Genomic DNA, 13,265 nt, shown 5'->3' on the forward strand with positions numbered 1-13,265 from the left:
CGGATTTGATGACGGAATCATGTACAAAATTATCTACAAGGCTGATAAGATGAACCGGTTTGTAAACTTCTACGAAAAAATCGCAGTATAGCAGGTTGTTGATAATTCTTACTTCCGAAACTTGAGTAGATTATAATGGGACGGCATGGAGTGGCGCGAAAATCAGGCATTTTCGGATAAGCAACAAAGAGTACAAAACAGTATAAACTTTAAGATGAAAAGTGAATGACTTTTTCCGATAAGCTAAAAATAAACTTGTGAATTGATATGAAAAGACTTATTCTGCTCGCTTTAGAGGGGTGCCTTTTATCAACGGGTGTCAATGCTCAGGAACTGGGCGTGAAGACAAATCTCCTTTACGATGCTACTTCCACAATCAATGTAGGAGTAGAGACCGCTTTGTCAAGGAAGTGGACACTGGATGTTTCCGGTAACCTCAATCCATGGACTTTTAGTGATAATAAGAAAATGAAGCACTGGATGGTGCAGCCTGAAGCCCGCTATTGGTTTTGTGAAAAGTTCAATGGTCATTTTATCGGCATACATGCCCATGGAGGACAGTTCAATGTGTCTGACTGGGATTTCCCTATTGCCTTCAAGGCGCTCAAAGACAAGCGGTATCAAGGTTGGTTCTATGGCGCAGGTGTGAGCTATGGCTATCAATGGGTAATGAGCAAGCGATGGAATCTGGAAATGAATATCGGTGCCGGTTATGCTCGTGTACACTATGATAAATACCCTTGTACAGTTTGTGGAACCAAGTTGTCCACAGGCAACTATAATTATTGGGGTGTAACCAAGGCTGGCATTTCTCTGATTTATTTTCTAAAATAATCCTACGAAGATGAAATCAAAATCTATATTCTCTTTATTTCTGGCGTACGCTCTTTTAGCGCTCGCTCTTCCTGTCAATGCCCAGACTTCTTATCTGCAGGGTATTAAAGCGGAAAATCAGAAGGTCACCAGCCAAAACGGTAATTTGAAATTATCAATGGATATCGTCGTTGACGGCGTTGATGTCCCATCCAACGATATGCTCATTCTTACACCTGTTATTCGGTCCAACACTGATGAGACTAATGTGTCACTTGCACCTGTCGTTGTTGCAGGGCGGAGACGTACCCGCATATTAAAGCGGAAACAGTTGTTCCATCATCCTCTCGAACTTGGCACAGACAGTCTGCCTTATTCCATTGTCAAAAGAGACAATGACGCGAGACAGGTCATTCCCTATCAGGCTGAGATTCAGAAGGCCGGGTGGATGAAAAATGCTGCCTTGGTCTTGGCTGAAGAAGTCAAGGGTTGTGCGGATTGCAATGTGGGTGAGGGTCTGTCGGATTCCTTGAATCCCCGCATTTTCCCTGGAGATTATGTGCCGGCCTATCAACTCACGTATGTGATGCCTCAGGCAGAAGTCAAGACACGCAGTGACAGACATTCGGCAACTTTCAATTATGTAGTGGACCGTTCAGAACTTCATCGGAACTATAAAGGTAATGCCGGGAAACTGGATGAGGTGGATCGGATAGTCAATGCAATCCGCAATAATTCCGATTTCATTATCCAGAAGATAGACATTGCAGGCTATGCATCTCCTGAAGCTTCCGTGGCTCATAACAAGGTCTTGGCAAAGAATCGTGCAGAATCCTTTGCGAATTATCTGACTTCCAATTTTAGAATCCCCCGAAACCAGTTGACCGTGAGGAGTTATGGTGAAGATTGGAATGGGCTGAAGGCTTCTGTAGATACTTCTGACTTGGCAGACAAGCAAGCGGTGCTGAATATTATCGCACGTGTGAGCAATCCGGACGCCAGGGATGCCCGGCTGAAGAAACTTTCAGGAGGCAGTACTTACCGTACTCTGTTGGACGATTTCTATCCTGCTCTACGCCGCACCGAATACACTATTATATATAAGGTGCGTCCGTTCAGCGTAGAAGAAGCTAAGAAAATCATCAAGACCAATCCCAAACTCTTGAGTCTCAATGAAATGTATATGGTTGCCCGGAGTTATCCTGCAGGCAGTAAGGATTTTAAGGACGTTTTCGATATCTCTACCCGCTTATATCCTGACAATGAGATATCCATCCTGAATTCTGCATCTGCCGATATTGAGGGCGGTAATGTGGAAGCAGCTTTGGAAAGATTGGCGAAACTCAAATCTGACTCTAAGACTTGGAATGATTTTGGCGTAGCTTATGCCAAGAAAGGTGATTTCACTAAAGCAAAAGAGTATTTCAACCAAGCGCAATCAGCGGGAGATGAAAATGCCGTCCATAACCTGAAAGAATTAGACAAAGTAGAAAATCAAAACTAAATATATTATTCAAAAATTAAGTGTTCATTTTATTTTTTAAATTATGAAAAGGTTTAAAAGTTTATTTATGCTCGGTGTCTTGGCAATAGGATTGGCCTTGACATCTTGCAGCAGTGATGACAGTCTGCCCAATTCACAGACGGCGGCAGAAAAGGGAACGACGTATGCTAGTTTATCTATTTCATTCCCAACTTCATCAGGTACAAGAGCATCATCAGGGTTACCAAACGATTACAATCCCGTTGGGACATGGAGCGGACGTGATGAGATCAAAAGTATTACAGTATTCTTATACAATACAACCTTAGGGACTATTGATTACACGACTTTTGGTACATCACAATTTAACGGAATTAGTAATGATGGGGTCTTAACTCCTAATTTAGCAGTAAAAGCAACCCCAGGTCAAAATGTAAAAGCATATGTTGTTGTCAATGATGTACATGACAAAGTAACTACAACGTTGATAAATGCGGCCACAAAACCTAACACTTTTGACGCAGCGTTTGCAAGTGAAGTTAGTACCATTGCCAACCAAGTTTCAGCTTATAATTCGACAGATACCAAGGACATCATTATGATGACCAATGATGTTACACCAACGACCGTTGCAATCCAACCAGACATAACAGAACAACAAGCTAAGGACGGTACTACAAATCTGATATCAGTAAAAGTGCAGCGTGTAGTTTCACGCGCTATTGTTACTATGGCTAAGGATATCAACAAAAACATCCAACTTTATGATGCCAGCGGAAAAAAAGCTAGTACTATCACTATTAGTGATGTAAAATACGGCGTGGGCCAAAGTGGTCAGTCTTTTTTCAATCTCCAGAAGACAGATTATTTGACTCCATCTGCAATATATAGTGGAGATGCGACTCTTGGTGCTACCTTAATGGATAATACTGGATTAAACTCTTTCTCTGAGGTAACCTCTATCGCTGGCAATACAAATGAGTCAATTGCAGGAGCCTTGTCATCAGAAACCTCTGAAAAATTTGTTTTACCGGTAACTCATTCCTCAACTGGATATTATAAGGGCAATACCACTTATTTTGAAATCCGGGCTACATTCACTCCTGACAGTGTTAAGGATGTAGAAAATGGAACTTATAAAGCTGGAGATGATGTCTATTTAGGACAGAATGACGGTTTATTTTACAGTACACGAGCACTTGCAGAAGCAAATGGACAAAAATCCACTTGCTATAAAGGAGATGGCTCAAAAGGTGCTATTACCAAATATGTCTTATGGCTGAATCCGGATGCTGTTCCTGGTACAGTTGAACAAGATGGAGACAAAAAAGCAAGCATGTCACCTACTGTCCGCAATCAAGTATATAATGTGTATATCTCAGGTTTCAAGACAATCGGTGTTCCCAACAACCCGTTAAATCCAGGTTCTCCTGACGATCCAACAAAACCTGTCGGGCCGGATAACCCAATTAATCCTAAAAATCCGAATAATCCTGCAGATCCTAATATACCTGATAATCCAGATAATCCAATTAAACCAACAGACCCATTGGAAACAAACGATACTTATCTGTCTGTTACAATAACCGTACTACCTTATACAATTCACAGCTACGGAATTGACATGGGCAATGATTATTGATTTGCTTATCAACCACATTATAATTCTATATAATTCGGAGGAAGAAATTCCTCTTCCTCCGGATTTTAAATCAATCAAGAAATCTAAAGACGCAAAGCATGAAAATTTTACATTACAAGATGTTGATAGCGCTATGCGCGTTGGGAACAATGCTATGGAGCTGCGACTCCTTTATATATGACGGTTTGAAGCATTGTCCCCAAGGTGTATACGTTAACTTTTATTCTAAGACACCTTGTGCATCAGATACTACATTCATCGGGAGCGTTCCCTCGCTCACTGTATTTGCGTTCGACGAAAATGATAAACTTGTGACGTCGGTCACAGAGAAAAACGTCAATTTGGACCGTGACTATTCGGTCTTAATGCCAGTTTCAAACGGTAACTTTACCTTCATCGCCTGGGCAGGCGTTGATGACAAGTTTACGACGAGTAACTTCATCGATGGAACCACGACTAAGAAAGATGTGATGCTGACACTGAAATCAGCCTCGAATACGGCTCCTGATCTGAGTGGTACAAGACTCTGGCAGGGGGAGAGTTCTGCGGTTTACTTGCCTGATCCCGACAAAGAAGGAACAGTCTATAAGAAGACGGCTATTAACCTCAGTGAGATGACCAATCGCGTGACTGTGAAAGTGGAATTGGACGAGACAGTGCTCGAAGATCATGTCTCTCCGAAAGATTTCGCTATCGGTGTCACTTCTGCTGACGGGACAATGAATATAGACGGCAGTATGCCCTTGAACAGTAAGGTCTGGAACTATCCTGCCCTAAGCACTCAATATACAGACAATTCCGTGACTTGGAACTTTGCCATGACTGATTTGAAGACTGGTTATAACAATCTCCTGACCTTGAGTGATCCTGCAGAAAACAAGACCTTGTTCAGCGGAGACCTGATCGGCAGTATCCTCTTGCTGTATGAGCAGCAGACGAACATCAATATGGCTTGCCAGCATGATTTTGTCATCCGTTTCATCTTGAAGGATTGTTGTGCTTCCCATTTCTCTTGTGATATTCTGGTCAACAACTGGCTGGTTCACAGTTATGATACTGAATTGGGACTTTAATGGTTTTAATTCACCTTGTTAAAAAAGATGATGAAGAAATTAATACATATATATCTGATATTAGCAGCCTTGCTGCCTTTGTTCTCGGGATGTTCTGACACTTCAGAAGATGCCGCAGGCAAATCAACACCTCTTGTCTATCTCTCTGTTACACGTGCTACGGGGGGATTGGACGAGGATGGTACGATCAATACAGACGGTACCTATTATGAAGACCGTGTGCATGACCTTTCCATGCTGGTATTCGATTCGTCTACAGGAGAGAAGGTGGCAGAATATGACGAGGCTGATATCGCCATGACCGGTAGCAATACCTTTGTGGTGAAATTGACTCCCGGACAACGCGACTTCTATTTTATAGCAAATGTGCCGGACATGAAGACGGCATTGCAGAGTATCACCAATGAGAAAGATCTGCAAACAACATATATGAATAAGGTGAGAGACTTAGACCCGGACTTATATCAGGGGGCTGCGTTGGACAAGGGCTTCCCGATGTCCCGGGTCTATCTCAATCAGACCGTATCAGAGGGAGGTAGCATCTATCAACCGGTACCGTTCAGACCCACTTACGTGGACAATGGCACTACACATACGGATGACAAAGTAAAACTCATTCGAGTGACCGCAAAACTGGAGGTCAGTTTTTCATTGGGTGATTCAGAGGGCAATCTCGGTGTGAAGAAGGTGACTCTGCACAACGCCAATGCTCAGTACTGTCTGACGAATCCTTCTACTACTCCGGCAACCTCCTATAGCGATGACATCGTTTTGACCAAGGAGAGTTCCGAAAATACTTACTATTGTTATATGCCGGAATCAGTTATCTCGTCTGCTTCCTGGCAAACAGGGGGAAACAATCAACCGATCAACTATTTTACAATAGAGACCACAGCAGGACAGACCTATGATATTCCGATCATCACTGACGATACAGATATCAATACGGACTATCTCAAGAAGGCGACCGGTCAATTTTCAGGTTATACCCCTGACTACACCATCTACCGCAACCATAATTATAGGTATACCATCAACAACCTGCAGACAATAGAAATCCTCTATAGCGTGGACGACTGGAATACTGTCAATAAATCTTTATATATGGGTTACGGCTATAATGTGGAAGTGGATGGGACTTCTGTGACCATAAAAAATACGTTCCAGGCTTGTCCTCCTTTTGACGTCCAACTCAAGACCGTAGGTTCTACGACTTTCAGTGACGGTACAACGGAAAAGGATTTTACTGAGATGGCTGACGGAGCTACGGCTTCTTTTGACCTGAATGCTGAACCTGAGTCTGGTGCTTATCTGGAAGTATACTATAATAATAAAGTGGTAAAGACTTTTAGTAAATAAGGAATGAAGATGAGAACTGATAGATTGATCATCCTGCTGCTCGCAAGTCTGATACTTGGCGCTTGTTCGTCTGATGATTCCGTTGACGGAGGAGATGCCGGAAACAGCAAAAAGATAGAACTGTCTTTTTTTGTACCGGGGTATACGATGAACGTGACCGATGGCAGGAACACGTCTGAGACCTCTGCGACTCGGGCAACAACCGTGACTGGGAGTTCTGCAGAAAACGAAATAACTGACCTTTATGTGTTCTTGTTCCCGACCTCAACTGACCAGACGCTTAAGAAATATGCCGTGAGCTCTGCGAGTTTTACAGGCGGAACCTGGAGTACGTCAGATAACAAGGTAGATTTGGACCTGACTCAGGCAGAAGCCGGAAAACGCGATGTCTATATCGTTGCCAATTGTGCGGATTTGAAAAGCCAATTGGATGGGGTGACGACTGAAGAGGGGTTGCAGAGTGTGTTCAGAAATACGGCTATGCCCTGGTCTGACAATATTCAGGCACCGATACTCATGACCGGCAATGCTACCCATGATTTCATTCAGGATAGCCAGTTGGATCAGATTCCCCTTACACGCGCCATCGCTAAGATAGAACTCAATGTCACGTTGAGCTCGCCTTTCCAAACTGTCCCGACAATCACAGACGGCAAGTTAGACCAATATAAATACCGCTTCGTCAATTTTGATCAGAACACCTATGTCATCAAACCGTCAGAAAAAACGGCAACCTTTGCCAGCAGTTCTGACAATGCTTGGCCCAATACAGATGACTGGTCACTGTGGGGGGCATCACTGAATGGTTCTTCTACTTCCGATACGGGAACAGGTTATACTTTATCCGCAACAGGTGGGGTGGCGTCTCTGAAGATCATCACCTATATTAACGAGAGTGATGTCTCCGGCTCTGCCATCGAGATAGAACTCCCACGTACTGACGAAGGCCCCCTTCCTCCTCCTGAATTCGGGCCGGAATGGTATAAACTTCCGCTGCCCGACAAAATCGTGCGCAATACTTGGTATACATATAATATAGATCTATAATGGACAGGATAAGAAGAATGACTCTTATGAGACATCAATATATTTATCTGTGCTTCGGACTGCTGCTTTTCTTCACAGGCTGTTCCGAAGATAATGCCTATGAGGCTTCCTCTTCCACAACTGCTGCAGACAGTACCGGGGTGACGACTCTGATGACTTCCCGCAATGACGGGAAAATCAGCCTTGCCATAGATGCTGAGTCTGCTTCGCGTTCAGGAGTGTGGATAGACCTCAATGGCGATGGTATCCGGGCAAAGGATGCTTCGGAAGATGTGAAGACCTTTGAGGATTATGTTGACTATACCCTTCCTGAAGGACTAAAGAAAATTACTATTCACGGTAATATGACCTATTTGGGATGTACGGCTGATTCGCTTACGGCTATTGACGTCAGTGCAGACCCATACTTGAAAATTCTGAATTGTCCGCAGAATAAACTGACGGGTATCGATGTATCGAAAAACAGTCTTTTGGAGAAACTTGATTGCTCGGAAAACCGGATCAGTACACTTGATCTTTCCGCAAATACAGCTTTGCTGTCCCTTTGGTGCTACAATAATAAATTGAATGACCTGGACATCTCGAGACTGACCAATCTTGCTTCATTGGATTGCTCGGGCAATCAATTGACAGCATTGGATGTGACGAAAAACTTGCTTTTAGAGCGACTGTTATGCTATAATAATAGGATTACAGCCCTCGATCTTTCGAAAAATCCACAATTAAACCGATTGTGGATTTTTGGAAATTCATTCACGGAAAACGAATGTGCGAAAATAGTAGTAGTACTTAAAAATGTTGTTAAAGGTAGTCTTTGGATGCCGGAAGGTAAAATGGATGAGACCTTGAAGTCGTCCCTTTCTACTAAGGGATGGATATTGCAATAAAATGAATGTTAACTAAAAATGTAAGATGGGAATGATAAAATATGCTTGCCATACTTTTATAATTAAATTCTTTTTAATCCTAATTGGCTTTCTCCTATTTACAGAACATGGTATGGCCCAGTTTACGATTACAGAAAACTTTAAGGGGAGTTCCGTAGGAGGTGATATTATCTTGGGGGGAAAAGGAACAGGCAATGAAAATGCTTATTTGACATCTGGAAATAATTATAATTCCGGTGATCCGATTAACCAAGGTTGGTTACGACTTACAGAATCAGCAGGAAATCGAGCTGGTTATGCTTATATTAACAAATCTTTCCCCTCTACATTGGGGGTAGCTATTGAGTTTGAATATAAGGCGTGGAGAAAGTCTTCGGATTCGTATAATGGTGCAGATGGATTCTCAGTGTTCTTGTTTGATGCCACCGCTCCTTTCAGTATAGGAGGATACGGAGGTTCATTGGGCTATGCAAATTATAATGATGATAATAACGGATTAGCTGGTGCCTATTTAGGGATAGGAATTGATGAATATGGAAATTTTGCCACTAATAATGATGGAAGGCATGGAGGGGTCTCATCGACGGTACAACCTAATTCTATTACCCTTAGAGGTCCGGCATCATCAGGTTGGAAGTATCTCACTTCTAAACAATTGCAAAATTCTCCTATTACTAATGGTCCTACTTCAATGGACTATAACACAGTTACGACCTCACGACCCACCGATGCTACTTTCTACCGAAAAGTGAAAATCTTAATTACACCTACTGGTACCGCAGCTTTTCCTCGATATCAGATTACCGTTTATTGGACTACTACGCTTGGTGGAGCTTACACGCAACTGTTGACATATACTACAACTGATCCGATTCCGAATAAGTTGAAGTTAGGTTTTGCGGCCTCTACAGGAGGCGGTTTTAACTGTCATGAAATCCGAAATGTGCTCATTACTACTCCAGGCAATGTACGTGTGCAGAAAAGTGTCGATCAGACTAGTCAGATGCAAGGGAATGATTTGACATATACTGTCAACGTTACAAATGATACCGGGTCCGACTTAAATGGAATTCTGCTGAACGATACGATAAAAGACGGCACAGGGAATATTCTTTCCCCCGTCAACGACTTTCAAATTAAATCCATTACTTTTAACAACCAGGGAACTATCAATAACACTGCTGAAGGATTTACAAGTGGTATCGCTGTAACTTCAGGATTCACGAATCCGTTCGCAACAACCCTGAATGTGGCGAAAAACAGTACGGCTTCCTTTACAATTGTCGGTACAATAAAAAATATTCCTAGTGGAGGAGTCATTAATAATAATGTTAGCATAGACCCTTCACCTTCAGGAATCACCGATACTGATTTGAGCAATAATTATTCTACGGTAAGTACAACGGTGCTGAATCCGAAAGTAGACTTGAAAATAGAGAAGGGAGTGGACAATCACGGTATGGCTAAACTTGGTGGTAATGTGTTTACCATCCAAGTAACTAATATTAGCAGTATAGATAAGCCTGCCAACACTAATGCCCCTGTTACCGTTACTGATGTCATTCCTGCCGGATTGACTGTAACGGACTATAACGGAAAATCTGGTGGAAGCATTGCGGCAAATGGCTGGACGACTTCTGTATCCAATAATATTTATACCTTTACTAGAACGGATCTATTAAAGTCTCAGTTCGCTTACCCAGCGATTACAATTAATGTAACTCCTGACCAAACTCACAATTCATGGACAAATACTGCAAAACTTGCCTATATCCCTGATACTAATTCAGATAATAATAGTAGCAGTACGATTTTAAAATGGCACAACTATTGGTATGGTACGAACGGTACGGACTGGAGTATCGCGAATAACTGGACGGCCGGTTTCGTGCCGGGAGCAGGATGGGATGTAGAATTTGCCACTAAGGATAATAATAGCGGTGATGATGGTAATGGGAAAGGTGCAGCTATAAATGACTTGTATCTGGACAGTACAGATCAAGGTAATGGAGGTCGTGTGATTGGAAATCTGATCAATAATTCTGACATGAATCTGGTGGTTACAATGGGCAATCAACTCACGATCAATGGAACAGTTCAGGATGATAATGCTGACAAAGGGACTATCGTTGTCAAAGCGGATCCTTATAACAGTCAGGCGAATGGTACATTGCTCTTCGCTGACCCGACTAAGAATCAGAATGTTGAGGTGATAGCAGAATTCTATAACCAGGCACATTATTGTGACGAGTGTGGGTTGTACAAGAAGCAATGGCAATATTTCGGCATCCCTGTGCAAAGCGCGTTGTTCCCTGCTGATAACGTCAGCGGGAATGAAACGGTCAATCAGTGGGTGGAAGCGTATAACGGAAATAAATGGCAGCCGGCACCTTATGCTCCTGATACGCAACTCAAGGCGTTTAAGGGGTATGAGATGACAAATGACGCTCATGATCTCCCTACGGGCGTCTACAGTTTTACGGGTATACTCAATGTCGGGGATGTAACGGTGCCCCTGACAAAGACTGACGCTGTGAACTATAGCGGAGCCAATCTGATAGGTAACTCGTATACGGCTGCCATTCCCATTGCAAGTGCCCTGACCTTTGACAATCAGGATCAGGAAAAGGAAGTTTATCTGTTTAATACAGGTACCCGTGACCAATGGCGGAAGTTGGACGGGAGTTCCGTTAATCTCAGTGGAGTCGCAGGCGGACAATATCTGGCTGTTCCTTTTGAACTTGCAGGTCAGACACCTTCCGGCTCTACGACAACGCTGCCCGCCATGATTCCTTCAACTCAGACCTTTATGGTTCTTGCCAGTAAGGCAGGTAACCTCTCTATTGATTATTCCCAACTGGTGAAGAACGAAACGATCACGAATGCTTCAGGTGATCAGATTGCTACCAGGAGTGCAACGACTGCAACTGACAATAAAGTTGATGCTCCGGCAACCGGGAATAGTTTAACCGTCAAACAAATACCTGCACTGGTGATGGATGTCATTGGAGATCAGTCTGCAGACCGTGTCTGGGTCTTCAACAAGAAAGAGACCACCTATGGTTTTGATAATGGCTGGGACGGACGTAAGATAGCAGATGAAAACAGTGCACAGTTGTATGTTGCTGCTTCGGATAGTAGTAAATTGCAGGTGGCAACAGTTCCGAGTTTCAATAAGACGGTTATCGGATTCGTTCCCGATAAAGATGGAACTTATACTTTAGATTTTGCTCTGTCAAAAGATATGGCTTCAGGGCCAATATACCTCAAGGATTTGCTGACCGGTAAGATGTTGCAGATTGTTAACGGGCAATCCTATACGTTCACGGCAACGAGAGGAGAGACCGTAGACCGGTTTGTTCTTTCCAGTACAAGTTCCAGTTCTGTCTTTTCAAGTGATGAGTCACTTATCATTGTCTCAACCTCTAGCAATACGCTGACGGTGGCAAATGGAAGTGCCCGGTCCTGTTCTGTTTTCATATCCGATGATAAAGGCGGAATCATACGTCGGTCTGAGGTGAAAGCCAAAGGAGAATATTCTGTTGATGGACTGGCTGCAGGTACCTATATTGTGCGATTGCAGAATGCAGTGGTGGATGATACGCGGAAAGTAACAGTTCAATAAAAAGAAGAATAAATTTGTATGAGTATAAGAAAATGGCTGCCCGTCTGTATGCTGTTGTGGTTGTTGGCATCATGCTCAGATTCCGAAAGCGTCAGGAGTGCAGGTGATCATTCCCTCGTGCAGGTGGGGGATACACTTCCTGTCTTCTCGGTCATGTCATCAGATGGCATTCAATATAGTAATCTTTCTTTGAAAGGTTCTGTTTCAGTTCTTGTGTTTTTCAATACGGATTGCAGTGACTGTCGTCAGGAACTGCCGCAGATCGAGAAAGCTTATAAGGTGTATCAGGATAATCCTGATGTGAAGTGGCTGGCAATCAGTCGGGAAGAAAGTTCTGAAGCGGTCAGCAGTTATTGGGCGACCGCCGGTCTGGACTTGCCTTATTCGGCACAACAGGATAGGAAAGTCTATAACCTGTTCGCCAGTCAGGATATACCGCGTATTTATATCGCCGATCGGCAGGGTAGAGTCCACTTCATTTATTCTGATGTCGAGATGCCTGATGAGAATACGTTTTCTGAGGCTGTCAGAGCTTGTCTGCCCTGACAACTTCAGATCACTTAGGTGTTGTACTGAAGCAAATTTTCAGATCTTTTCTCCGTAACAAAGGTCTCCCGCATCTCCGAATCCGGGTACGATGTACTTGTGCTCGTTCATCCCGGGATCTATGGCTGCGCACCAGACTGTTGTCTTGTCTGAGGGGAAGACGGACCTGATCTGGTCGATCCCCTGCGGTGTGGCGATGATGCAGGCGATGTGGATGTAAGCTGGCGTTCCCTTGGTCAGGAAAGCCTTATAACTGAGTTCCATGCTCCCGCCTGTCGCGAGCATCGGATCGGCGATGACGAGGGTCTTGTCTTGTATACTTGGCGTGGCAAGATATTCCACATGGACACCGACGTTATGATGCGCCTTGTCCGTATATTCCCGATAGGCAGATACGAAACCGTTCTCGGCATGATCGAAAATGTTCAGAAATCCAGTATGGAAGGGCAGACCTGCCCGGAATATCGTTCCTAAAACGATTCTGTTGGCTGGTACGTTGATTATTGAGGTACCTAAAGGTGTGACCACTTCCTTTTTCTTGTATTGAAGTGTCTTGGAAATTTCGTATGCTTCACATTCTCCGATACGCATAATATTGTTCCTGAACAGAAGCCTGTTTTTCTGATACTCCGCATCACGTATTTCAACCATGTACTGGTTGATGATGGAGTTGTCCTGACTTAAATTTTTTATTTCCATTATATGATTTTTGTTTGGCGAATCATTGGATTAGACCGTAACAAACAGGCGATTTGAATGGTGTAAACATAGTGGCGTGCACAATGATCCT

Annotated in this window: 10 protein-coding genes; 9 read left to right on the forward strand and 1 reads right to left on the reverse strand. The window is 43.4% G+C overall.

Translation table 11 applies throughout. The features are described from left to right. The first annotated feature begins 267 nt into the window (after positions 1 to 267). The 9 genes from NG821_RS05415 to NG821_RS05455 all read left to right on the forward strand — a co-directional run bounded on the left by NG821_RS05415 (position 268) and on the right by NG821_RS05455 (position 12,475). Positions 268 to 834, forward strand: a complete 567-nt coding sequence (locus tag NG821_RS05415) for a DUF3575 domain-containing protein (RefSeq protein ID WP_252760644.1) — start codon at positions 268 to 270, stop codon at positions 832 to 834. A gap of 10 nt (positions 835 to 844) precedes the next feature. Continuing rightward, the gene (locus NG821_RS05420) at positions 845 to 2,317 is read left to right on the forward strand and encodes a DUF3868 domain-containing protein (RefSeq protein WP_252760645.1); all 1,473 of its coding nucleotides are present in this window, start codon (positions 845 to 847) and stop codon (positions 2,315 to 2,317) included. A gap of 43 nt (positions 2,318 to 2,360) precedes the next feature. Then, a complete protein-coding gene (locus NG821_RS05425; RefSeq protein WP_262921864.1) occupies positions 2,361 to 3,938 on the forward strand; it encodes an Mfa1 family fimbria major subunit in 1,578 nt (525 codons plus the stop codon). Positions 3,939 to 4,036: 98 nt separating this feature from the next. Then, the gene (locus tag NG821_RS05430; RefSeq protein ID WP_252760646.1) at positions 4,037 to 5,011 is read left to right on the forward strand and encodes a FimB/Mfa2 family fimbrial subunit; all 975 of its coding nucleotides are present in this window, start codon (positions 4,037 to 4,039) and stop codon (positions 5,009 to 5,011) included. Positions 5,012 to 5,038: 27 nt separating this feature from the next. Continuing rightward, entirely contained in the window at positions 5,039 to 6,370 is a 1,332-nt protein-coding gene (locus NG821_RS05435) for a fimbrial protein (protein WP_252760647.1), read from the forward strand. A 9-nt stretch (positions 6,371 to 6,379) separates the two neighbouring features. Continuing rightward, complete coding sequence (locus NG821_RS05440; protein WP_252760648.1) at positions 6,380 to 7,417, forward strand: fimbrial protein; 1,038 nt, start codon at positions 6,380 to 6,382, stop codon at positions 7,415 to 7,417. A 26-nt stretch (positions 7,418 to 7,443) separates the two neighbouring features. Further along, positions 7,444 to 8,304 carry a leucine-rich repeat domain-containing protein gene (locus tag NG821_RS05445; protein ID WP_252760649.1) on the forward strand — a complete coding sequence of 287 codons (861 nt, stop codon included), beginning with the start codon at positions 7,444 to 7,446 and terminating at the stop codon, positions 8,302 to 8,304. A 112-nt stretch (positions 8,305 to 8,416) separates the two neighbouring features. Continuing rightward, a complete protein-coding gene (locus tag NG821_RS05450) occupies positions 8,417 to 11,929 on the forward strand; it encodes a hypothetical protein (protein ID WP_252760650.1) in 3,513 nt (1,170 codons plus the stop codon). Positions 11,930 to 11,947: 18 nt separating this feature from the next. Beyond that, entirely contained in the window at positions 11,948 to 12,475 is a 528-nt protein-coding gene (locus tag NG821_RS05455) for a TlpA family protein disulfide reductase (RefSeq protein ID WP_252760651.1), read from the forward strand. Positions 12,476 to 12,514: 39 nt separating this feature from the next. Here NG821_RS05455 and upp read toward each other — a convergent pair whose 3' ends face one another. Continuing rightward, entirely contained in the window at positions 12,515 to 13,174 is a 660-nt protein-coding gene (gene upp, locus NG821_RS05460; protein WP_252760652.1) for a uracil phosphoribosyltransferase, read from the reverse strand. Positions 13,175 to 13,265 lie beyond the last annotated feature (91 nt).

This window comes from Segatella cerevisiae (assembly GCF_024054555.1).
Lineage (GTDB): Bacteria > Bacteroidota > Bacteroidia > Bacteroidales > Bacteroidaceae > Prevotella > Prevotella cerevisiae.